This window comes from Gallibacterium genomosp. 3, assembly GCF_001678475.1.
Taxonomy (GTDB): Bacteria; Pseudomonadota; Gammaproteobacteria; order Enterobacterales; family Pasteurellaceae; genus Gallibacterium; species Gallibacterium faecale.
The window spans coordinates 49,615-73,469 of the sequence record NZ_JTJR01000011.1; the positions used below are offsets into that span (position 1 = coordinate 49,615).

The window sequence follows — 23,855 nt, forward strand, 5'->3', positions numbered from 1 at the left end:
GTTATAACTGTAACGAATTTTTTAATTAAGAAGGTAATAATGACAAAAGAAATGCAAAGCATGATGCTTGTTCCACAAGGTAGTTTAGAAGCTTATATCCGCGCAGCAAACGAATATCCGATGCTGACCGTAGAAGAAGAAAAGGAGCTTGCAGAACGTTTGTATTACCATCAAGATGTTGATGCAGCTAAAAAATTAGTTTTATCTCACTTACGTTTTGTAATTCATATCGCACGTGGCTATTCAGGTTACGGTTTACCCCAAGCAGACTTAATCCAAGAAGGTAATATTGGTTTAATGAAAGCGGTAAAACGTTTTAATCCTGAAGTTGGTGTGCGTCTTGTTTCATTTGCTGTCCATTGGATTAAAGCTGAAATTCATGAATATGTTTTACGTAACTGGCGTATTGTGAAAGTTGCAACAACCAAAGCACAACGCAAACTCTTCTTTAATCTACGTAAAACAAAACAACGTTTAGGTTGGTTTAATGCGAACGAAGTAGATATGGTCGCGAATGAGTTAGGTGTCTCTGCTGAAGATGTACAAGAGATGGAATCTCGTATGAGCGGTATTGATATGGCTTATGATTTGCCTACTGATGATACTGAAGAAACTTATGCGCCAGCACTTTATCTAGAAGATAAAGGTTCTAACTTTGCTGCGGACCTAGAAGAAGAAAACTTTGAAAGCCAAGCAACAGAACAATTAAGTGAAGCATTAGAGCAGCTAGACGATAGAAGTCGCCATATTATTCAAACTCGTTGGTTAGATGAAAATAAAGCGACCTTACAAGAGTTAGCTGATCACTATGGTGTTTCCGCAGAACGAATTAGACAGCTAGAAAATAACGCATTGAAAAAATTAAGAAATGCAGTAACTTTCTAAGCAAAATCCACTAAAGCTAACCCCCTGATAACCTCGCATTTGTTACTTAACGATGTGAGGTTATTTTTTTCTACAAAATTTTTCTCTTGTCATCATTCTGTCATATTTGCTGTTTAAACTGCTCAGCGTAGAAAGTTAATTCACTCAATCAGGAGAAAAATATGCTATCTAAAGTGCTTAAACAACTCGCTGTTTTAGCAGTTTCATTACCTATCCTCTCTCAAGCCAATGCAGCTGAAATTACTGGTGCAGGTGCGTCTTTTCCTTATCCAATTTATGCAAAATGGGCTGGCTTATACGAAAAAGAAACTGGCAACAAAGTTAATTACCAATCTATCGGCTCAGGTGGTGGACAACAACAAATTATTGCAAAAACCATTGATTTTGGTGCTTCAGATGACCCAATGAAACCAGAAGCATTAAACGAACATCAATTACTACAATTCCCAGCCATCATCGGTGGTACCGTGCCTGTGGTGAATATTCCTGAAGTGAAAGCTGGCGAATTGAAACTCTCTGGTGTGGTTATTGCGGATATTTTCCTAGGCAAAATTACTAAATGGAATGACCCTGCCATTGCCACATTAAACGAAGGTAAAAAACTACCAGAGAAAAATATTCTCGTTGTGCGCCGTTCTGACGGTTCTGGTACAACATTCGGTTGGACAAATTACTTATCTAAAGTGTCACCAGAATGGAAAGAAAAAGTAGGACAAGGTAAATCAGTAAAATGGCCTGTCGGACAAGGTGGTAAAGGTAACGAAGGCGTTGCTGCTTACGTGAAACAATTAAAATACTCTATCGGTTATGTGGAATACGCGTATGCAAAACAAAACCAATTAGCGTGGGTATCATTACAAAATGCAGCAGGCAAATTTGTACAACCTTCTCGTGATAGCTTTATGGCTGCCGCAGCAAATGCAGATTGGGATAGTGCACCAGGTATGGGCGTTGTTCTAACTAACGAACCGGGCGATCAATCTTGGCCAATTACCGCAGCAAGTTTCATCCTATTACATAAAAATGCAGTGAATGCAGAAAATACCAAAAATGTGTTTAAGTTCTTCGATTGGGCATTTAAAAACGGTAAAGATGCGGCTTTAGAACTTGATTATGTTCCTCTTCCAGACAGTGTTGTTACACAAATCAAAGCACGCTGGAGTTCGGATGTGAAAGATTCACAAGGAAAATCACTTTACTAATTCAGTATAGATTCAAATCTAAGACTGTGAACTAGGATAGCTCACAGTCTTTACTACATCGAGATCAATACGATGCATAAAATAGATAATAAATGTCTTAATCACGCTTGGATGGAAAAGGCTTTTAAACATACAACTCGCTTTTTTGCTTTATTTGTATTTGCTGTATTAAGTGCCATCCTGATTTCTTTAATTGTGGGAAGCTGGGACTCTATCAGTCAATTCAATCTAGCATTTCTATGGACTAACGATTGGGATCCCGTACAAGAAAAATATGGTGCGTTAGTACCGATTATCGGTACATTAATTTCTGCTGGCATTGCGCTTTTCATTGCCGTCCCAATCTCGTTCGGTATTGCAACTTTCTTAACTGAACTCTCCCCTGAATGGCTAAAACGTCCTATCGGAACTGCGGTCGAAATGCTTGCTGCAATTCCCTCAATTATTTATGGCATGTGGGGATTATTCGTATTTGTACCGTTATTCCAAGAATACATACAACCTTACTTAATTGAATGTTTAGGTGATATTCCACTAGTAGGATTACTGTTTACAGGTGCACCATTCGGTATTGGTTTGTTCACTGCTGGTTTAGTGCTCGGCATTATGATTATTCCTTTTATTGCTTCTGTAATGCGTGATGTATTTAGCGTCGTACCACCCATGTTAAAAGAATCCGCTTATGGTCTAGGCTCAACAACATGGGAAGTGGTATGGAAAGTGGTTTTACCTTACACCAAAAGTGGGGTAATCGGCAGTATTATGCTTGGGCTTGGCCGTGCGTTAGGTGAGACCATGGCAGTTACCTTTGTCATTGGTAACGCTTTCCAACTCCCAGACTCTATTTTTGCACCTTCGACCTCTATCGCCTCTGCAATCGCTAATGAATTTAATGAAGCTGGGGGATTACAGAAGTCAGCGTTAATGGAATTAGGCTTAATTTTATTCCTCATCACCACCTTAGTTTTAGCTGCCGCTCGTTTGTTAGTAATGCGAATGGCAAAACACGAGGGCAGAAAATAATGAAACAACATCAAAATCAACGTTTCTATTGGCGTAAAACCAAAAACCAATTTATGTTAGGTTTAGCTTATTTAGCGGTTGTGTTTGGTTTATTTTGGCTGATCTGGATTCTCGCTACCTTAGTGCTAAAAGGGATTCCTGCTTTATCATTAGAACTGTTCCTAAAACCAACACCTGCACCGAATGAATCAGGTGGTTTAATTAATGCCTTAATTGGTTCTATTTTAATGGTGGCTGTTGCTACTTTTATTGCGACCCCCGTTGGGATCCTCGCGGGGACCTATCTCAGCGAATATGGTCGTTACACCCGTTTAGCGAAAATTACGCGCTTTTTAAATGATATTTTATTATCCGCACCTTCGATCATTATTGGTCTATTTATCTATGCCATTTATGTATCACATGTAAAACATTTCTCTGGTTGGGCAGGATCATTTGCCTTAGCGATGTTAGTGATTCCCGTAGTAGTAAGAACCACAGACAGTATGCTGAATTTAGTGCCGAATAACTTACGAGAAGCAGCAGCGGCGCTTGGCTGCCCGCAATGGCGAGTAATTACTATGGTGTGTTATCGTGCTGCACGTTCAGGAATTTTAACTGGCGTTCTCCTCTCGGTTGCACGTATTTCAGGTGAAACTGCACCGCTACTCTTTACCGCATTGTCGAATCAATTTACCTCATTTGATATGAATGCCCCAATGGCAAACTTACCTGTCGTAATTTACCAATATGCGGCAAGCCCATTTGAAGATTGGAACAATTTGGCTTGGGCTGGCGCAACCTTAATTACATTGTTCGTCTTGTCATTAAATATCATTACGCGTACCTGCTCAAAGAAACATAATAAACAAGGATAATAACCAATGAACCGATTACCAAATCATATTGAAGCAAAGCTCACTATCAATAACCTTAATTTCTACTATGGCGATTTCCACGCACTAAAAAATATCAATATGCAAATTGCCAAAAATAAAGTCACCGCATTTATCGGCCCTTCTGGTTGTGGCAAATCAACATTATTGCGAACATTTAACCGTATGTTTGAGCTATATCCAAAACAATATGCAACGGGGGAAATTAATCTCGATAATGAAAATCTCCTCACGTCTGATATTGATATTGCGATTATCCGTTCTAAAATCGGTATGGTTTTCCAAAAACCAACGCCTTTCCCAATGTCGATTTATGATAACGTTGCCTTTGGAATTCGCCTTTTTGAAAAATTGCCAAAATCAGAATTAAATGATCGTGTTGAATGGGCATTGACCAAAGCGGCGCTCTGGAATGAAGTAAAAGATAAATTAAATCAAAGTGGCGATAGCTTATCTGGCGGACAACAACAACGCCTTTGTATTGCACGTGGCATTGCAGTAAAACCAGAAGTATTACTACTTGATGAGCCTTGTTCTGCGCTTGACCCTATTTCTACCATGAAAATTGAGGAACTCATTACCGAGCTAAAACACGATTATACCGTTGCGATTGTTACCCATAATATGCAACAAGCAGCACGTTGTTCAGATTACACCGCTTATATGTATCTGGGTGAATTAGTTGAGTTTGATGAAACGCAGAAAATCTTCGATAAACCGAAATATCAACGGACAGAAGATTACATTAAAGGTAAAATGGGTTAGTTTTACAGCATTTTAGACACAACATAATCATCTAACCTTTTGATCTTAAGAGAAAAATATGGCTGGAAAAATTTTAGTCGTGGAAGATGAACGTGCAATCCGTGAAATGATTGCACTGTATTTACTCAAACAACAATATGAAGTGATTGAGGCAGAAGACTACCAAAGTGCCGTAAATAAAATGGCAGAAAAACCAGAATTAATCTTATTAGATTGGATGTTGCCCGGTCGCCCGGGCATTATGTTTATTGATTATCTCAAGAAGCAAGAAGAAACCGCCAAGATTCCAATTATTATGCTTACCGCACGTAGTGCCGAAGAAGATTGTATTACGTGTTTAAATGCTGGTGCAGATGACTACATTACCAAACCTTTCTCGCCAAAGATCCTGCTAGCACGTATCGAAGCCTTGTGGCGGCGTAGTTATGATCCACCAAGCCACTTAGTTAGTATGGATAATCTGTTACTGGATGAGCAATCACAACGAGTAACTGTAGATAATCACTTAGTTGAACTGAGTGCCACTGAATATCGATTATTACATTTCTTTATGACGCACCCTGAAAAAGTCTATTCTCGGGAACAGCTCCTCGATTTTATTTGGGGAAATGATATTTACGTTGAAGATCGTACCGTAGATTCTTATATTCGCCGTTTACGCCGTAGTTTAGAACCTTATCAATGCGATCGTTACCTACAAACGGTGCGCGGTTTTGGTTATCGTTTTTCAAACCACTTTCAGGATTAAGCTATGAAGCTAAATATTTCGCTTAAACATCTTATTATTGAAATTATATTAGTTAGTCTAGCCGCATTTTTATTTAGCCTCTTTTCTGAAAATTTCCTATTTTGGTTATTAGTTTTCCTCGTTCTGTTACTGATTTGGCACCATTACAATGAATATCGTCTATTAGAATTATTAAATCCGAATAAGCCTACTAAACAGCTAAAAGCCCTCACCACAATAGAACATATTTCGCGTACAGCAGCTTACTACAATCAGACTTCACGCCGAGAAAAGGTAAAAACATTACGCTTACTCTCCAAATTAAATAAAAATATCCAATATCTGCCTGATGCCATTATTATTTGCGAGCATAACGGCGATATTTCTTGGTGCAATCAGATGGCTCAAGAGATGTTTGAATTCGTCTGGGATAAAAAGAATGAGAAAAATATTTTTAAAGTCATTTTCTATCCAGAATTTAAACACTATTTCCGTCAGCCACGTTTAAGCAAGCGTAATCGTCCTTTGGTATTACTCACCCATAATAAACGCTATATCGAATTTAACCTGAATAGTTATGACAGTGAATCTTATCTGATTGTCGCCCGTGATGTAACTTCATTTATCCGCTTAATGCACTCACGGCAAACATTTCTATCTAATATGAATCACGAACTACGCACCCCATTAACTGTGCTACAAGGCTATTTAGAAATGCTGGATGGCGATCTTGATAATCCTCAACTACAACAAAAAGCCATTCAAGCCATGAAAGAACAGAGCCAACGAATGGCGAATTTATTACAACAATTAAGCCTACTGGCTAAAATTGAAAATATTAATAATGCTGAACACGAGTTAGTCGATCTTTCTCAACTGGTGCTATCATTCCAAAAAAATACCGACATCATTAACCACGCTCAACAGCACATTATTTTCTCGGTTACGCCTGACATTAAAATGATGGGAGATAAACATCAATTACAAAGTGCGGTATCTAACCTGATCTACAATGCGCTTCGTCACGCTGGCGATCAGGCAACTATCGAAATTAGTTTGCACCCTTGTAAGCAAGGCGTTCGCTTTAGTGTGAAAGATAATGGAATCGGGATTGAACCCCAACATCTTGCTCACTTAACAGAACGTTTTTATCGTGTAGATGAATCTCGCAGTAACAAAACAGGCGGCAGCGGTTTAGGATTAGCAATTGTTAAACACGCTCTAGAACAGCACCATACCGTATTAGAAATTAATAGTGAAATTAGTAAAGGCAGCGAGTTTTCATTCATTATTAAATCTGATTTATTGGTTACTAATCAAGATTAAACATAATTCCACTAATAAACTCTCAATATTTCCCAAACTAGTGATAATAAAAAATCCCCGCATTACGCGGGGATCAATGGGGAGTATTTATCAGTTATTATTATTCACCATAATAGGCTTTAGTTAAGATCTCAATCATATCTTCAACCACTGGCAAACGTGGGTTTGCTGGTGAACATTGATCTTCAAAGGCAAGTAACGCTAAATCACGGCGTGCATCCATAAACTCTTGTTCATTGATACCTTGATCTTTGAAGGACATCTTAATTCCAATACGTTCACCTAATGCTTTACACGCATTCGCATAAGCTTCCACGGCTTCTGCTGGCGTTGAGCAAGGTAAACCAAGCACACGGGCGATTTCTTGATATTTAACGTCTGCCTTATAGTAGTTATATTTTGGCCATGTCGCCGTTTTAGTTGGGCGAGTACCGTTATAACGAATAACATAAGGCATTAAAATCGCATTGGTTCTACCGTGTGGTGTATGGAAACGACCACCGACTTTATGCGCTAAAGAGTGAGTCATACCTAAGAATGCATTAGCAAACGCCATACCTGCAATGGTTGAAGCATTGTGCATTCTTTCTCTTGCTTCTGGATCGCTTGCGCCATTTTTCACAGAGCGTTCTAAGAATTCAAATACCAATTTAATCGCTTGTAATGCAAGACCATCGGTAAAGTCATTCGCTAACGTAGAAACATAAGCTTCTGTTGCGTGAACTAACACATCATAACCAGAGTCTGCGGCAACGTGCGCTGGCACAGTCATCGTTAATGCTGGATCCACAATCGCAATTGTTGGGGTTAATGAGTAATCTGCGATTGGGTATTTTTTATCGCCCTCACTAATTACCGCAAATGGTGTAACTTCTGAACCTGTACCTGAAGTTGTTGGGATACCAATGAATTTCGCTTTACGGCCTAATTGTGGGAATTTGAACGCACGTTTACGAATATCCATAAATTTTTGCACTAAATCACGGAAATCGACTTCTGGTTGTTCATAGAATAACCACATTACTTTAGCCGCATCCATCGCTGAACCACCACCTAATGCAATGATGGTATCTGGTTGGTAATTACGTAATAACTCTACCCCACGGCGAACAGTTGCAATACTTGGATCTGGCTCAACATCAGCGAAAAGTTGGTAAGTAACATGATCACCACGCATAGTAAGCTGGTTCGCAATTTTCTCCACAAACCCTAAATCTACCATCACACGGTCTGTAACGATAACAACCCGTTTAACACCTTTCATTGATTGTAAATATTGGATTGAATCGCGTTCAAAATAGATTTTTGAAGGCACTTTGAACCATTGCATATTATTTCTCCGTCTGCCTACTCGTTTGATATTTAATAAATTCACCGCACTAACGTTGTTACCTACGGAGTTTTTACCGTATGAACCACAACCTAAGGTTAATGATGGTAAGAAAGAGTTATAAACATCACCAATACCACCAAATGTTGAAGGTGAATTCCATACCACACGAATCGCTTTCACACGTTCACCAAACGTTTTCGCTAATTCTGCATCAGAAGTATGAATTGCTGCTGAGTGTCCTAAACCGTGGAATTCCACCATTTGTTCTGATTTATTTAAACCATCTTCGACACTTTCTGCTTTTAATAACGCTAATACTGGAGAGAGTTTTTCACGAGTTAATGGCTCTTTTACGCCAACTTCTTTACATTCTACAAGAAGAATATTGGTATTTGCTGGAACACTGAATCCGGCTTGTTCTGCAATCCAAGCTGCTGGCTTACCAACTACTGCTGCATTTAATTTTGCTGATGCGCAGTTAGTACTATTTGCTTTCGCACCAAAGATATACTCTTCTAATAGTGCTTTCTCTTTTTTATTCACCAAATACACGCCATAAGATTGCATTTCTTTAACGAAATCATCATAGATTTCTTTATCAACAATCGCAGCTTGTTCACTGGCACAAATCATACCGTTATCAAATGATTTTGACATCACGATATCGTGTACTGCTTGTTTTAAATTAGCAGTTTTTTCTACATAAGCTGGCACGTTACCTGCTCCAACACCAAGTGCTGGTTTACCACAAGAATAAGCTGCTTCAACCATCGCATTACCCCCTGTTGCCAAAATAGTAGCAATTCCTGGGTGTTTCATTAATGCTTGGGTGCCTTCCATTGATGGGTGTTCAATCCATTGGATACAATTTGTTGGTGCGCCTGCTTTTACTGCTGCTTCATACACAACTCTAGCAGCGTGCGCTGAACTTTGTTGTGCTGAAGGGTGGAAAGCAAAAACAATTGGATTACGTGTTTTTAAAGCAATTAATGATTTGAAGATAGTGGTCGAGGTTGGGTTAGTGGTTGGGGTAATACCACAAACTACACCCACTGGATCTGCAATTTCAGTAATACCCGTTACATCATCTTCTTTAATTACACCAACTGTTTTTAAATGGCGCATATTATTGACGACATACTCACACGCAAATAAGTTTTTTGTCGCTTTATCCTCAAATACACCACGACCTGTTTCTTCATAAGCGTGCATCGCTAACACACCATGTTGATCAAGTGCAGCAACAGAGGCTTTTGCCACAATATAATCAACCTGTTCTTGATTTAATTGACGAAATTCTTCTAACGCCACTAAACCATTGGCAACAAGTTGATCCACTTCTGCTTGAGCTGGACTGACAGCAACTTCAGTTGTCTTATTCATAATGATTTCTCCAAAAATTAAAAATTATTTTAACTGATAAAATTATATCTTTTTGAAGCTACCTTTTTTTTGGTATTCCATCATTATCTGATCTAGCTCAATTTCTGTGTTATCCACTTGTTACAATCGTTTAGGATCTGTTGTTCTCTCGTTCTTAATTCTTGATAAATTACTAATTTTTGTGTGATCTTTGCCTTTTTTCGTTCTATATTAAGAATGAAATTAACTTGAATAAGGAAAATAAAATGGAACCGATGATCTATAATGTTGATAACACAAAAAAATGGGCAATGATTACGTACTGGCTCTACATTCTTTCCGTTCTTGTTGGTTTTTTAAGTATTGTTGGGATTGTAATTGCCTATATTTTTCGTGATGATGCTCGAGGTTCTTTTTTAGAAAGTCATTTTACCTACCAAATTAGAACTTTCTGGATTGGCTTGTTATACAGTGCGATCGGGGTAATTCTTTCTTTAATCTTTGTAGGTTATTTTATTCTTTTATTTACTTTAATTTGGCTTTTAGTTCGATCAATTAAAGGATTACGTTCTCTCAGTAGGAATGAAGCTATTTTAAATGAAAAAACCTGGTTATTTTGATCTGGTTGCTTGTAGAACAAGCTTTTAATCCCTAGAATACAATCTTTATCACGCAAAACGAGGCTTTAATTATGTCAGTACTTACTGCGCTACAACAAGAAACCCGAGAAATTATTGATCAACTGTTAAATGATGGTAGCGATCCAGATGCGTTATACATTATTGAGCACCATGTTTCTCATCACGATTTCGATAAACTTGAAAAAATTGCTGTAGATGCTTTTAAATTAGGCTATGAAGTATCTGAAGCAGAAGAATTAGAAAATGAAGACGGCGTTGAAGTCTATTGTTTTGATATTATTAGTGAAATTGAATTAAAAGCAGAGTTAATTGATGCGCAACAAGTAGAGTTACTCCCTCTTATCAAAAAACATCAAGGTACCTATGACGGCTGGGGAACTTATTTTGAAGATCCGAATGATGACGAAGATGAATATGGGGAAGATGGCGAATTTTTTGATGATGAAGACTAATTATGCGTGATACACTTTTTACAGCTCATAAATCTGTCGAAGAATGCCCGCAATGTGGGCATTTTTTACAATTAAGGCGTGGTAAAAAAGGGCTTTTTCTTGGTTGTTCCCAATATCCTCAATGTGATTATCTAAGACCATTGCAATCTCAAACTTTAGGCGAAGTCCTGAAAATATTGCCAGAACAATGTCCTGAATGTGAACACCCTTTAGTGTTGCGACGCGGGCAGTTTGGTCTATTTATTGGTTGCAGTAATTACCCTGAATGTCATTTTATTGTGAGTAATGAACCAGAAAAAAATGATTATCAGCCAGTGAGTTGTCCTGCTTGTAAACAAGGTAAACTTATGGCGAAACGTGGGGCTAGAGGAAAGCTCTTTTTTGCTTGTGATCATTACCCACAATGTCGTTTTAATGTGGCACAACAGCCGATAGCAAAAGCCTGCCCACACTGCCATTTTCCATTGGTCTATATAAAAAAAATGACCGATCAACAAATTAGTTATCAATGTTTAAATAAAAGCTGTAAACATACTTTTTATGAATCAAATGAATAACTTAGAAAATATTGTCGCCCATTTATTACAAGGCGATGTCATTGCTTATCCAACAGAAGCCGTATTTGGCTTAGGGTGCAATCCTTTTAATGATCAAGCGATACAAAAATTATTAGCTTTAAAACAACGTCCTGTGGAAAAAGGATTAATTTTAATTGCACCCACCTTAGATTTTTTCCAGGAGATTATTGCATTCAAGCAACTTTCTACAGAACAGCTACAACGTCTACAACAGGTGTATCCACGCCCAACAACCTGGATTGTTCCTGTGAAATCTACGGTTTCGCCTTTGCTTACTGGAAAATTCAACAGTATCGCAGTACGGTTATGTCGGCATCCTGCAGTAATTGCTTTATGTAAACAGGCGAAAATGCCAATTACCTCAACTAGTGCAAATTTAAGCGGACAGCCACCCTGCCACCATTTTCAAGAAGTTTTAACACAATTTGGTCAAGATTTTCCCGTATTACGGGCAGAAGTGGGATCAGCTAAAAATCCATCTGAAATCAGGGATCTTTTTACTAATAACATTGTTCGACAAGGATAATAGTCATTATGCAACAACATCATTATGCCGTTTGGGGAAACCCCATTGCTCAGAGTAAATCGCCTCTTATTCATCACCTTTTTTCTCAACAAACTGGAAAACAACTCACCTATGTTGCTGAACTAGGCGATTTAACCAAATTTGAACAACAACTTATTCAATTCTTTCAACAGGGTGCAAATGGCTGCAATATCACAGCACCATTTAAAGAACGAGCATTTCAATTAGCCCATCATCACAGTGAGCGTTGTCAGTTAGCTCAAGCGTGCAATACATTAAAACGAATGGAAGATGGTTCACTTTATGCCGATAATACCGATGGTGCTGGTTTAGTTACCCATCTCCAACAGTTAAATTGGCTGCAACCTAATCAACAGATTTTATTGCTTGGTGCGGGTGGCGCTACAAAAGGTGTACTGTACCCCTTACTACAAGCACAGCAAAAAATCACATTAGCAAATCGCACCTTAGAAAAGGCAATCCATTTAGCAGATAAATTCGCTCCGTTTGGAGAGATTACAGCTACCACACTGGAACAAATACCGAATCAAACGTTTGATTTAGTCATTAACGCCACTTCTAGCGGTTTACATGGTCAAGTAGCGCCTGTTGCCGATCATGTTTTACAACAATGTACTCACGTATATGATATGCAATATTCTGTAAACGGCGTAACACCATTCATTCAACATTGCCAAAATTTAAATATTCAGCAATACAGTGATGGCTTAGGGATGCTCGTTGCTCAAGCAGCTCACGCTTTCTTACTTTGGGAAGAGGTTATGCCTGAAATTTCACAATTACTGGCGAATAGAGAATGGTTGAAATCGTAATTTGAAGGGTATTTTACTTTTTAGCCGTTTCAATAATTAATATCAGCAGGGTCTGATAATTGACTTGTATTGTTATAAACAATATTTCAGACCCTAGTAATTTGGTAATGATTAAAGAGTTTTTTGTTCAATATATTTTACTAATACTTCATTAATTCTACTTTGCCAACCTTTCCCTGTTGCTTTAAAACTCTCAACAACTTCAGGTGAAAGTCTAATCGTTACTAATTGTTTAGTAGGCAACTTTTGTTTACCTCGAGTACGCTTCTTCTCCATTTCCTCTTGATGAGTGGTAACCATTTCCACAAACTCTGGCGACATAACTTGATTAAGAGGCTTAAATTGATTTAATTCTTTATCTGTTAATGAAATATCTTGTTGATTTAATTTATTTTTGTACATATCTTCTCACCTCTCGTTTATTTGCTTTCCTAAAACTGATTACTCTAATCCCATCTTCTATAGGTGTGAAACAAATAACATACACACGTTGTTCAATCTTACCTAACGCAATAAACCTTGGCTCAGGATAGAAAAAACGAGTATCTTGCCAAACCAATGCATTCTTCCAATCAAAATCGGACACTAAATCGAAAGAAAGATTACGTAATAAAAGATTCCTATTATTTTTATTTGGATCGTAGCTAATTTTCATCTAGAGGAAAAAACCTTCGTTGATTATATTGTATGTACAATTAAATTATCAATTTTTTTGTATTTACAATTAAAGTTATCTGTATTTAATACAAATAACACACAACATCTTTCTAAGATAAAAAAGAGTTTTAATCTCTCGACATAGATCCCAATTCTCTATTGCTAGGCTTTGCCTTTCCTGTGCTGTTTTTACAATCACATCACTTTTTTTATTTTCCTTAAGGTGGTGGTTATGTATAACAGAATAGGTCTAATTTTCAGTATCCAACTTCTTTTATTGTTTAAGATAACTGCTGTATCTGCTGTAATTTCACCAGAACAACTCTTTCAGCATCAACAACTTGAACAACAGCAAAAACTAGGACAACTTAAACAGACTCCCCACATTCGATTACAGACTGAACAAGCTACTACCACCCCATTAATCAAATCCACCACAGATAAGCAGTGTTTTCCAATTCGACAAATTAATTTTATCGACTATCAAACACAGTCAGAAACAGTTACACCAGGCATAACCTCACCGAGTCAATTTACCTCTCTATTAAAATCAAATATTGCCTTACCCTTATGTCTAAATGAAGCTAGCCTTAATCAATTACTTAACCAATGGCAAAATAGATTAATTGATAAAGGTTTTATTACCACCAGAGTTCGTGTTCAACCTCAAGATTTACGCCAAGGTATTCTTACCATCACGATTATTCCTGGCAAAATTAGTCATTTACAATTACAAGACCAAAGTCAATTTCCTAAAGCTACTAATGCAACACTTTGGTTTGCAATGCCAACTAAAGCAGGTGATTTACTCAATTTACGAGATTTAGAAACGGGATTAGAAAATTTAAGGCGTAACTCCTCCGTTACCGCAAATATTGAGTTATTTGCTAATCCCGAACAAATTGGTAGCACAGATGTGATTATTGCTTTTCAACAAAGTAATCCATTTGCTTTGACCTTATCCTTAGATGATGCAGGAACTAAAGCAACAGGACGTTTTCAAGCAAGTGCGGCACTTGCTGCAGAAAACCTATTTTCTTGGAATGATCTTTTATATGGCAGTATCTCCCACAGTATTAAAACAAACAATGACGAGACAAAAGGTGATCGAGGTAGTCAAAATCTTAACTTTTATTATGCGATTCCTTGGAAAAATTGGTTATTTACACTTTCACATTCCACCTTTCATTATCACCAAACTGTTCAAGGCGCATTTGAAGATATTGAATATTCCGGTAAAAGTATTCAATGGCAAGCCAATTTAAGTCGTTTGTTATATCGAGATACCCACCGTAAAACCACGCTATCTGCTGGTTTCTGGTCAAAGCGTTCTTTTAATTACGTTGATGGCGATGAATTGGCGATCCAACGCCGTCGTATGGCGGGTTGGCAAGCAAATCTTTCTCATATCGAATATATCGGTAATGCTACTTGGCAACTTTCCCTTGATTATAAACAAGGAACAGGCGCAGATCGCTCATTACCTGCACCAGAAGAACAATTTAATCAAGGCACATCCCGTCCGCAAATTATTACTACCAAAATCCAACTTGACTATCCTTTTTCACTCGGACAACAACCTTGGCGATTTCATAGTGCTTGGCAGGCTCAATGGAATAAAACACCTCTTATCCAACAAGATAAATTTAGTATTGGTGGTCGTTATACCGTGCGTGGATTTGATGGTGAGTTAACGCTATCTGGTAATCGTGGCTGGCTATGGCGTAATGAAATTGCTTGGAATATTGCTCATCAAGGACAAGAAATTTATTTAGGTATTGATCATGGCCGTGTGGCAGGTATCGGTACAGAAGAGTTATTAGGAAAACAATTAACCGGGGCTGTTCTAGGGCTTAAAGGACAATTACGAGGAATAAATTACGATCTTTTTGTAGGTATGCCACTGAAAAAACCACAAGGCTTTCAAACCTCTCGCATTACTAGTGGCTTCAATATTAGTTATCAGTTTTAAAGGAGAATTTTATGCACCGTTATCCTCTCACCCCTTTAGCTGTACATCTCTTTAGTATTTTAGGTTATTTATTCATTCTCCCCGCACAAGCTGAACAACTTGCGATTTTACCTGATAAAAATGCACCAATAGCACAAAGGCCAACCGTTTTAGCTACAGCAAACGGTATTCCACAGGTCAATATTCAAACACCAAATAAAAAAGGATTATCTCATAATCAATATCATCAATTTGATGTTGATCGAAAAGGCGTTATCTTAAATAACGCTCGCCAAAATAGCCAAACTCAACTTGCAGGTTGGGTACAAGCCAATCCCAATTTACTCGGTGGTGAAGCCAAAATTATTCTTAATGAAGTAAATAGCCAACGCCCTAGTGAATTAAAAGGCTATATTGAGGTAGCTGGTAAACGCGCTGAAGTTATTATTGCTAATCCTAACGGTTTACATTGCAATAGCTGTGGCACCATTAATGCTAGCCGAACAACTTTGACCACGGGCAAACCTTATCTTAACCAAGATAAAATTACACATTATCGTGTAAATCAAGGCAACATTACGATTTCAGGTAGAGGATTAGATAGTTCACAATCAGACTACACTGATATTATTGCCCACAATCTCAAAATTGATGCAGGTATCTGGGCAAAAGAACTCACTGTAATTACTGGCGATAACCGCGTAAATGCAAATATAACTGCTCAAAATGGCGTAATTTATCTTGGTCAATCCATATCAGACAAATCTCCTCACTTTTCTGTAGATGTCAGCCAATTAGGCGGAATGTATGCAGGACACATTCATCTTATTGATAAAGGAAATGGCTTAGGCGTTCGCAATGCAGGGCATATTGGTGCCGCCGCAGGTGAAGTAAAAATTACTACCGAAGGACAATTAGTCAATACAGGCTATCTCGGTGCCAAACAAGATATTACCCTACAAAGCCAACAGCAGATTGAAAATCAAACCGCTGGCGTGATCTATAGCCAACAAGGTCATCTGCAAGCAACGAGTAAACAGCAAGGGATTCAACAACAAGGCAGTTTAATTGCCAAAGGCAAAGCACAAGGGAAAGGCAATATTACCTTAAAAGCCAAAGAAACGATTAATCAATCTGGTGAGAGTTTGGCAGAGGGGAATATCACTTATCAAGCCCCAACAGTTTCTACCTCAACCTCTTCTCTTATCGTAGCAGGTACCGATATTCAAGAATCTTCAATAGGAGAAAAACACACACTTGAACCTTATTCAGAACAAGGTAAAACCCTCCTCATCACGACCACAGGCAAAACGAGTTTACAGGGAAAAAATCTTGCCTCAGGGAAGATGCAAGTAAATAGTGCAACAACCGATTTAAATCACAGCCATACGGCTGCATACACAATTAATATTAATGCCACACAAGGAAACATCCAAGCGAACCAAGCCACTTTTGTTGCACAACAAGATTTAGCGTTAAACACGCCGCATTTATTGTCAACCCAAGCAAGTTCTTTGACTGCAAAAAAGATAACGACAACACAACATTCATTAAATACCCAACACGCTGTGTGGGAACAACTAGGCAAGGAAGATTTTAGTTTAAATGTAGCTGATACCTTATACAATCAAGGTGGAACATTTAAAACACAAGGGGATTTTTTCATTAATGCGGAAGGATTAGATAATCAACAAGGACGTTTATTAACACAAGGTCAATTAATCCTCAATATGGGTAAAGGTAAACTGGATACGACAGAAGGCATGATCTTATCTCATCAGTCACTTTCAATTTTTTCAGGTGAACTAATCAATGATAAAGGGTTAATTCAATCTAACCAACGTATCAGCATCAATACCCAAGGACAAAGATTATCTAATCAACAAACACTTACCGCTACACAAGAGCAAGGTATCATCGCATTAGATAGATTAACCATCACATCAGGTCAGTTATTTAACCAACAAGGGCGGATAGTAAGTCATCATCAGCAACAACTTGACACTGCAACTCTTAATAATGAAAACGGTAAGATATGGGCGGAAAGAACGCTAACGATAAAGAGTAGAGAAATCAACAATAATTACGGTAATATTTTCTCCCAAGATCAAGGTGCAATCACCGCAACCACCCTTACTAACCATAAGGGTATATTGCAAAGTCACGATCAACTTAATATTAAAGTAACCGATTTATCCCAGCAAGCAGGCTTACTTTCAGCCAATGATCTTCGCCTTGTTGCTAATACATTAGTATCAAACCAACAAAGCAATATCGTTGCTAAACAACTTTCTCTCACCGCAGATACATTTGTGAATCAAAATAGCTCTCTACTTGCACAACAAAAGGCATTTATTGATGTACAACAAGGCATCCAAAATCAACAAGGGACGATTGCTAGTTTAGGTGATAATCTTACACTTAACACTCATAACTCTGAACTAAACAATACGGCAGGTACGCTTGCCGTACAAAACGGCACACTTACCTTACAAACAAACACGTTAGACAATACACAAGGACTGATCCTTGCAAAAACAGCTGACATCTACGCACAACAAACAATAGCTAATCGCAATACCCTCACACAGCCTATTCAAGGTATTATTGCCACTGATTTAATCTTAGAAACAAAACTTCTCGATAATCAATTTGGGCGAATTACTGCTTTTAATACAGCAACATTACACACTGAAGATCTACAAAATACCGTTGGTGAAATGTTATTTGCTCAAACGGGACAAATTAACACTCAGTACCTAAACAACCAAGCTGGAAAATTAGTGTCTCTTAATGCTGCGCTGAATATCACAACACAAACCACTTTAAATAACCAACAGGGCTTACTCAAGGCAGCCGATCGAGTAAATTTAACTACATTTGGTTTATCCAACCAGCAAGGTCATCTCTATGCAGGTAATGCTCTCTCGCTGGCAATTCAAACGGATATACACAATCAACAAGGGATTATCCAATCTGATGGGATATTGGTTTTAACTGCCACTACTCTTGAAAATCAAACAGGGATAATCAAGGCGAAAAACCAAGGAAATATTACCGCACAAACGATTCTCAATAATGCGATTCTTAATCATCAATCCTTAATCACCGGCGATTTATTAACCCTAACAACGCAGACACTTAATAATGACGGGACAAAAGCAACTAGCCTCATTCCGACACAAGGTATTCAAGGGAGAAATATTATCCTAAATGCCTTAACGCTAAATAACCAACAAGGTGAATTACTTGCATTAGATAGTATCATTCTCCAACATCGTGGTAATCTTACCGTGAACAATCAAGCTGGGTTAATTCAGGGAAATAATGCAATTCAGCTAGCGGCAAAACGCCTTATTGATGAAGGAAACATAAAAGCAGGAAAAGATCTTACGCTGGCACTACAAGATGATTTTACCCTAAATAATGCCTTTGTAGTCGGACACAACCTCACTTTAACCACGGAAGGTAACTTTACCAACAATGTGGCACAAAATATTAACCATAATCTGATGATTTCAGCGGCGAATATCATCAACCAACCAACGGCTGAACTATCTGCACAGGATACACACCTCATCAGCAACACTTTAACCAACCGAGGTTTAATTGATGGTCACACCACAACCATTAATAGTACCACTATCACGAACATAGGCACAGGATGCATTTATGGTAACCATTTAGCTTTACAAGCAAGCCAACTCAGTAATCTAGAAGAAAATCATTCTTCTGCAACCATTGGTGCAAGAACACGCCTAGATTTCGGTGTTGATCGCATACTTAATCGTTATGGCAGCACAATTATTAGTTTAGGCTCAATCCATTTTGGAAAAACACTAGATGAACAACAACATACCACTGGACAAGCTGATACAATACAAAACCATAATGCTGTGATTGAGGCACTTGGTCAGATAACCTTTAATGTCAAATCTCTCGAGAATTTGCATCATTTTGTCAAAATGGAGATACAAGAAACATCAAGAACCCCTATTTTTGAATATGGGTTTACCAATGAAGCACCTCGTTATAGTAAAAATACTCCAGGATTAATTAAAATCAAACGGGATGATAAAGGTAGTTTTAATAAGAAAGTTGAAAACTTATATGCCCTACGCTTACCTGATGGTAGAGAGAGTGAATCTTGGCGAGAGTATGATTATATTCGTACGATCAATGAATCTATGTTACTGCCTTCGCCTTATGCTGAAGCGAAAATTTTAAGTGGTGACAAAATAGATTTTTACCAAAGTCATATCAAAAATTACGACAGTAAAATAATTGCCCATACAGGTATTGAACTTCACCAAGGTGCGAGTATTGATAATCATGCCACACAAGGTGTTTTCATTACGACAGATAAAGGTAAGCTCACCTCTTTTTATAATGGTAGAGCTTGTGCGAAAAAGATTTTCGGTAAATGTATCGATTATTATCGAACAACAAAAAGCAATACCGTTGCTTATCAAGATGAAAAACGACAAACAAAACCTTTCGACCTTTGGGATTATGTCGAAAATAGCACAGAAACAACAGTTCTCAGCAATACTGTTGCCCAACCAACCGCTGGCAAAAACGTACAGTTATCCACTATCGCCATTACGGATGGAAAGGCAGCAAATCATTTAACAGAAACAACCTTACCTGAATTAAATCCACATCAGATTGCGATCACGCCAGAAGTGGATAATGTACTAAAAAACCAAATTGTGACTTCAGGTGAAGTTATACGTCCGCTCGCATTACCACCCGTTAAAACACACTTAACCACAATCCAATTACCGACCGCCAGTTTATACCAAATTAACCCGGAGGCGCCTCATGGTTATTTGATAGAAACTGATCCCAAATTTATTGACCGCAACCAATGGATCGGTGGCGATTATATGTTTAATGCGTTGCGTGCAGATCCACAACATATGTTAAAGCGACTTGGTGACGGCTTTTATGAACAACGTCTGATTAATAAACAAATTAACCAACTCACAGGACAACGTTATTTACCTGGTTATACTAACGATTTAGAACAATATAAAGCCTTAATGGATAATGGCGTGAAATATGCTAAACAATTTAACTTCTCTATTGGTGTAGGCTTAACAGCACAACAGATGTCAGAGTTAACCACCGATATAGTCTGGTTTGTTAACAAAGAAGTGAGTTTAGCCGATGGGCGAAAATTGACAGTATTAGTACCTCAAGTTTATCTCATCGCCCGACATAGTGATGTCACCACACAAGGGGGATTAATCTCGGCAAATACCATTATTGGACAGACAGACAACTTACAAAATAGTGGTGTCATTGCAGGAAGAGATCTTACCCACTCGATACGACACAACTGAAAAATCGTGGTGTTATTCTTGGACAAAGTGTGGCTTTATCAGCAAAACAACAGCTTGTTAATTTAGGCGGTAGAATTGAAGCGGTAGATAAACTATTACTTGCCGCAGGAAAACAACTTGAATTAAATAGTACATTATCTCAAAGTGAAAGTGATCAAGGGCGATTTGCTCACCAAACACTAGACCAATTAGGTGTAGTGAAGATCACTGGAAAAAATGGGACACTCAATTTATATAGTGATGGTGACCTCACGATTAAAGCAACTCAGGTTACTAGCCAAGGTACACTCTCTGCAATAGCAGACAAGAAATTAGCAATTAGTACACATCAAGTAAGTAATAAAGAACATTATAATGCAGATACGGATAACTATTACCGCCTCGATCAACAAGGCGAGAAAGGCAGTACACTTACAGCAAAAGAAAACATCACGATTATTGGCAAACAACAAGCCGAATTACGCCAGGCGACTATTCAAAGTACACAAGGTAATATTTTTGTTGGTTCACAAGGCGATATTACGTTAACAACAGGTCAACAACAAGAACAGGTAAGTTCAAGCCGAAAAGAGGTTTCCTCTGGGTTACTCAATAAAACCACAACTCTCACCAAACATATTCACGAAATAATAGAACAAAAAGGAAGTCAACTTGATGGACAACAGATTACCCTTGTTTCTAAACAAGGTAATCTCAGTGTCATAGGCAGCACCATGGTTGCTGATAACAATGTGAGCTTACAAGCTCAAGATATTCAGATCACTGCGGCTAAAAACACCAGACAAGAACATGATTTTTACTCAGAGAAGAAATCAGGTGTAATGAGTAGTAGGATGTCTGTTACCCTAGGTAATCGAAAAGAAGCGACAGATACTATCAATCGCCAACAAATAACACAAGGTAGTCAAATTGGATCATTACAAGGAGATATTCACTTAATCGCCCAAGAAAATTATCAACAACAAGGTAGCCGAGTAACAGCAGGTAATGGTGATATTACGATTGCGGCAAAGCAAATTGATATTACTGCGACAGAAGATAAAGCAACGACTGATTATCAACATTCATTTAAACAAAGTGGCGTCACGTTAGGCGTGAATATTCCTGTTGTGCAAGCCGTACAACAAGTGCAACAAACCAGTAAATCTATCAAACGTATTGGCGATGCAAAAGACAACCGCATTAATGCATTGGCAGCAATCAATGCAGCGTTTGATTTAGCCAATACAGCTGATGTTGTAGGTAATGTTGCAGACGCCATTGCAAATCAAGGGGTGCAAGGTTTAACGCAAAATATTGGTATTAGCCTAGGCTATGGTAAGCAGAAAAGCGAACAAACGATACATACGGAAACGACAACGGCAAGCCCAAGTAAAGTCAATGCAACAGGGAATGTTATGCTTTACACAACGGCAGATAAAGATACTGCACATATAGCAGTTAAAGGTTCGGAGATTGTGGGACAACAAGGAACAACGCTTACTACTGCTGGTGATCTCACGATTACTGCACAACAACAAACTCACCAAGAACGAAGTCATAACCAATCCAGTGGTTGGAATGCTGGTGTTGCCATAAATTATGGCAGTAATGGCGTTGCCTTTGGCATTACTGCTGGAGGAAATATAGGAAAAGGTTATGGAAATGACGATGAAACCACATGGACTAATAGTCGTATTGGTAATAAACAGAGTCAAACAACACTGGTTTCGGGTGAAGATCTCACGATTCAAGGCGGGCAAGTTATTGGTCAAGATGTAAACATTCAAGCAAATAACCTAAATATTACCAGTCTGCAAGATACCGCCACTTATCAAGGCAAACAAAAACAAATCTTTGCTCAAGCAACAGTAGGTTATGGTGCTTCTCTTTCGGGTAATTATAATCAGTCTAATATTAATGCCTACTATGCTAGTGCTACTCAACAATCAGGGATTTTAGCGGGTGATCAAGGCTTTAATGTTGAAGTTAATCAACATACTCAGTTAAAAGGTGGCTTAATTACCTCAACTGAACTCGCCGAACAGGAGAGTAAAAATCAATTTACTACGGGGACACTTACCGCAGAAGATATCCAAAACCATAGTAATTATAAAGGTACGGCTTTTGATATTGGCGGTTCGCTTGCGATGAATTTTGCCACACTTTTAGCTGAAAGTGGTGAAGTACAAAGCAATAAACAAGCCACTAATCAACAAGGTCAGCCTTTATATATTGATCCTCAAGGTAATGAAACTACTGCGAGCCATAATCCAGAAGGGCAAGCTAATCAAAAAAAATTAACCACAGGTTTGCGTTCTCTTACAGGCACAACCTCTATTGGACTGGGTTCAGATCAATCACAAGAAAGTACAACCACTCAATCAGGTATTGGGACTAATCATATTGTGATCAGTGATCTTGATGCACAACAAAAAACAGGATTATCTGCTGATCAGATTAGAGAAAAAATAAAAACCCCTATCACGACAGAAAATGCCGAAAAAAATAGTGGTGCATTAACAAATCATTTCAATAAAGAAAAGATCTTAAAAGAGTTAAATATTCAAGTAAAAGTTACACAAGATTTTCGTAAGAATGCGTTTAAGACAATTAATAATTATGTTTTACCAAAGCAAGCTAAATTAAGAGAACAGATCAAGCAAGCTAACACAGAAGCAGAAAAAACAGCTTTGTATAAAGAAATCTATAAATTACAGTATCAAAAACGTTTATTAGAAACCGTTGTTGGTATTGTTGCAGGTTCGCCTGATCTTGCGATTACTCAAGGAACATTACAACTTGCAGCGACTAAAATGCGTGAAGAGAGTCTTGCTAACTCAAGAAAATTTAAGGGAATTATTGACGCCAAAACAGGCACCATATTGCGCAATGATTCTTACGATAGTGGGTATTTTGATGGTGTTAAATTAGGTGGGGTGCGGATTGATATTAATGCTATTTGTAGCACAAATAGATGTATTATTGGTTCAGATGGTTCGATTACATATAAAGGAGACGAAAATTTTCCTAGGTTAGAAGATGCTATAGATCCTAGTAAAAATGAGCTTGCTAAAGATTTATATGGTGAAACTGGAGGATTCCAATCCATATCAGGAGAATGGAATTTACACTTTACTCGTATTCCTTATGGTATAGGTAGTATATCTGATCACTTAGTCGAATCTTATGCAGGTACACATGATTTACTCGGTGGACAGATTTGGGGCTGGTATGACCAGCAAGGTAACACATCTGAAAAAAATACTTTTCAAGATAAAGCAGCTAAAGCCACAACTATTGTTGCTATTCCTGTTGCAACACCTTTTGCAATGGCAGATCTGATGTCATCAGATTTTGTAGAAACCATATTTAAATTAAGTGGTAATTAA

The 23,855-nt window shown here is 38.0% G+C and carries 18 protein-coding genes; 15 read left to right on the forward strand and 3 right to left on the reverse strand.

Going from position 1 to position 23,855, the window contains the following annotated elements; translation table 11 throughout:
- Positions 1 to 39 precede the first annotated feature (39 nt).
- From rpoH to phoR, 7 genes are all read left to right on the forward strand, one after another.
- Positions 40 to 885: an RNA polymerase sigma factor RpoH gene (rpoH, locus tag QV06_RS03045; protein WP_065236893.1), complete on the forward strand. Its 846-nt coding sequence runs from the start codon at positions 40 to 42 to the stop codon at positions 883 to 885.
- A 161-nt stretch (positions 886 to 1,046) separates the two neighbouring features.
- Entirely contained in the window at positions 1,047 to 2,087 is a 1,041-nt protein-coding gene (gene pstS / locus QV06_RS03050) for a phosphate ABC transporter substrate-binding protein PstS (RefSeq protein ID WP_065236894.1), read from the forward strand.
- Between the two features lie 72 nt (positions 2,088 to 2,159).
- Positions 2,160 to 3,110, forward strand: coding sequence for a phosphate ABC transporter permease subunit PstC (pstC, locus tag QV06_RS03055; RefSeq protein ID WP_065236895.1), 951 nt, complete (start codon positions 2,160 to 2,162; stop codon positions 3,108 to 3,110).
- Entirely contained in the window at positions 3,110 to 3,967 is an 858-nt protein-coding gene (gene pstA / locus QV06_RS03060) for a phosphate ABC transporter permease PstA (protein WP_065236896.1), read from the forward strand. The genes pstC and pstA overlap by 1 nt, the downstream gene beginning before the upstream one ends.
- 6 nt (positions 3,968 to 3,973) lie before the next feature.
- Positions 3,974 to 4,750, forward strand: coding sequence for a phosphate ABC transporter ATP-binding protein PstB (gene pstB, locus QV06_RS03065; protein WP_065236897.1), 777 nt, complete (start codon positions 3,974 to 3,976; stop codon positions 4,748 to 4,750).
- Positions 4,751 to 4,808: 58 nt separating this feature from the next.
- Positions 4,809 to 5,498: a phosphate regulon transcriptional regulator PhoB gene (gene phoB, locus QV06_RS03070; protein ID WP_065235169.1), complete on the forward strand. Its 690-nt coding sequence runs from the start codon at positions 4,809 to 4,811 to the stop codon at positions 5,496 to 5,498.
- A gap of 3 nt (positions 5,499 to 5,501) precedes the next feature.
- Entirely contained in the window at positions 5,502 to 6,803 is a 1,302-nt protein-coding gene (gene phoR, locus QV06_RS03075) for a phosphate regulon sensor histidine kinase PhoR (RefSeq protein ID WP_065236898.1), read from the forward strand.
- A 100-nt stretch (positions 6,804 to 6,903) separates the two neighbouring features.
- Here phoR and adhE read toward each other — a convergent pair whose 3' ends face one another.
- The gene (gene adhE / locus QV06_RS03080; RefSeq protein ID WP_065236899.1) at positions 6,904 to 9,519 is read right to left on the reverse strand and encodes a bifunctional acetaldehyde-CoA/alcohol dehydrogenase; all 2,616 of its coding nucleotides are present in this window, start codon (positions 9,517 to 9,519) and stop codon (positions 6,904 to 6,906) included.
- 245 nt (positions 9,520 to 9,764) lie between these two features.
- Between adhE and QV06_RS03085 the strand changes: the two genes are divergently transcribed.
- The 5 genes from QV06_RS03085 (at position 9,765) to aroE (ending at position 12,528) form a co-directional block, all read left to right on the forward strand.
- The gene (locus tag QV06_RS03085; protein WP_065236900.1) at positions 9,765 to 10,118 is read left to right on the forward strand and encodes a DUF4870 family protein; all 354 of its coding nucleotides are present in this window, start codon (positions 9,765 to 9,767) and stop codon (positions 10,116 to 10,118) included.
- 71 nt (positions 10,119 to 10,189) lie between these two features.
- Entirely contained in the window at positions 10,190 to 10,591 is a 402-nt protein-coding gene (gene rraB, locus QV06_RS03090) for a ribonuclease E inhibitor RraB (RefSeq protein ID WP_065235181.1), read from the forward strand.
- A gap of 2 nt (positions 10,592 to 10,593) precedes the next feature.
- Positions 10,594 to 11,148: a DNA topoisomerase family protein gene (locus QV06_RS03095; RefSeq protein WP_065236901.1), complete on the forward strand. Its 555-nt coding sequence runs from the start codon at positions 10,594 to 10,596 to the stop codon at positions 11,146 to 11,148.
- The gene (locus QV06_RS03100; protein WP_065236902.1) at positions 11,132 to 11,695 is read left to right on the forward strand and encodes a Sua5/YciO/YrdC/YwlC family protein; all 564 of its coding nucleotides are present in this window, start codon (positions 11,132 to 11,134) and stop codon (positions 11,693 to 11,695) included. Before QV06_RS03095 ends, QV06_RS03100 begins: the two co-directional genes overlap by 17 nt.
- Positions 11,696 to 11,703: 8 nt before the next feature.
- Positions 11,704 to 12,528 (forward strand): shikimate dehydrogenase, encoded by an 825-nt coding sequence (gene aroE, locus QV06_RS03105; protein ID WP_065236903.1) that lies wholly within the window; start codon positions 11,704 to 11,706, stop codon positions 12,526 to 12,528.
- A gap of 111 nt (positions 12,529 to 12,639) precedes the next feature.
- Here aroE and QV06_RS03110 read toward each other — a convergent pair whose 3' ends face one another.
- The gene (locus tag QV06_RS03110) at positions 12,640 to 12,930 is read right to left on the reverse strand and encodes a BrnA antitoxin family protein (RefSeq protein WP_065236904.1); all 291 of its coding nucleotides are present in this window, start codon (positions 12,928 to 12,930) and stop codon (positions 12,640 to 12,642) included.
- Positions 12,917 to 13,183, reverse strand: coding sequence for a BrnT family toxin (locus QV06_RS03115; protein ID WP_065236905.1), 267 nt, complete (start codon positions 13,181 to 13,183; stop codon positions 12,917 to 12,919). The genes QV06_RS03110 and QV06_RS03115 overlap by 14 nt, the downstream gene beginning before the upstream one ends.
- A gap of 234 nt (positions 13,184 to 13,417) precedes the next feature.
- Here QV06_RS03115 and QV06_RS03120 point away from each other — a divergent pair, with 234 nt between their 5' ends.
- From QV06_RS03120 to QV06_RS03130, 3 genes are read left to right on the forward strand one after another with little or no spacing between them, the layout of a single operon-like run.
- Positions 13,418 to 15,157: a ShlB/FhaC/HecB family hemolysin secretion/activation protein gene (locus QV06_RS03120; protein ID WP_082985026.1), complete on the forward strand. Its 1,740-nt coding sequence runs from the start codon at positions 13,418 to 13,420 to the stop codon at positions 15,155 to 15,157.
- Between the two features lie 11 nt (positions 15,158 to 15,168).
- Positions 15,169 to 20,484 (forward strand): filamentous hemagglutinin N-terminal domain-containing protein, encoded by a 5,316-nt coding sequence (locus tag QV06_RS03125; protein WP_065236906.1) that lies wholly within the window; start codon positions 15,169 to 15,171, stop codon positions 20,482 to 20,484.
- A 29-nt stretch (positions 20,485 to 20,513) separates the two neighbouring features.
- The gene (locus QV06_RS03130) at positions 20,514 to 23,855 is read left to right on the forward strand and encodes a hemagglutinin repeat-containing protein (RefSeq protein WP_065236907.1); all 3,342 of its coding nucleotides are present in this window, start codon (positions 20,514 to 20,516) and stop codon (positions 23,853 to 23,855) included.

Coding starts and splice junctions, on each gene's coding strand:
- rpoH (WP_065236893.1), top strand. CDS start 40: ATGACAAAAGAAATGCAAAGCATGATGCTTGTTCCACAAGGTAGTTTA.
- pstS (WP_065236894.1), top strand. CDS start 1,047: ATGCTATCTAAAGTGCTTAAACAACTCGCTGTTTTAGCAGTTTCATTA.
- pstC (WP_065236895.1), top strand. CDS start 2,160: ATGCATAAAATAGATAATAAATGTCTTAATCACGCTTGGATGGAAAAG.
- pstA (WP_065236896.1), top strand. CDS start 3,110: ATGAAACAACATCAAAATCAACGTTTCTATTGGCGTAAAACCAAAAAC.
- pstB (WP_065236897.1), top strand. CDS start 3,974: ATGAACCGATTACCAAATCATATTGAAGCAAAGCTCACTATCAATAAC.
- phoB (WP_065235169.1), top strand. CDS start 4,809: ATGGCTGGAAAAATTTTAGTCGTGGAAGATGAACGTGCAATCCGTGAA.
- phoR (WP_065236898.1), top strand. CDS start 5,502: ATGAAGCTAAATATTTCGCTTAAACATCTTATTATTGAAATTATATTA.
- adhE (WP_065236899.1), bottom strand. CDS start 9,519: ATGAATAAGACAACTGAAGTTGCTGTCAGTCCAGCTCAAGCAGAAGTG.
- QV06_RS03085 (WP_065236900.1), top strand. CDS start 9,765: ATGGAACCGATGATCTATAATGTTGATAACACAAAAAAATGGGCAATG.
- rraB (WP_065235181.1), top strand. CDS start 10,190: ATGTCAGTACTTACTGCGCTACAACAAGAAACCCGAGAAATTATTGAT.
- QV06_RS03095 (WP_065236901.1), top strand. CDS start 10,594: ATGCGTGATACACTTTTTACAGCTCATAAATCTGTCGAAGAATGCCCG.
- QV06_RS03100 (WP_065236902.1), top strand. CDS start 11,132: ATGAATCAAATGAATAACTTAGAAAATATTGTCGCCCATTTATTACAA.
- aroE (WP_065236903.1), top strand. CDS start 11,704: ATGCAACAACATCATTATGCCGTTTGGGGAAACCCCATTGCTCAGAGT.
- QV06_RS03110 (WP_065236904.1), bottom strand. CDS start 12,930: ATGTACAAAAATAAATTAAATCAACAAGATATTTCATTAACAGATAAA.
- QV06_RS03115 (WP_065236905.1), bottom strand. CDS start 13,183: ATGAAAATTAGCTACGATCCAAATAAAAATAATAGGAATCTTTTATTA.
- QV06_RS03120 (WP_082985026.1), top strand. CDS start 13,418: ATGTATAACAGAATAGGTCTAATTTTCAGTATCCAACTTCTTTTATTG.
- QV06_RS03125 (WP_065236906.1), top strand. CDS start 15,169: ATGCACCGTTATCCTCTCACCCCTTTAGCTGTACATCTCTTTAGTATT.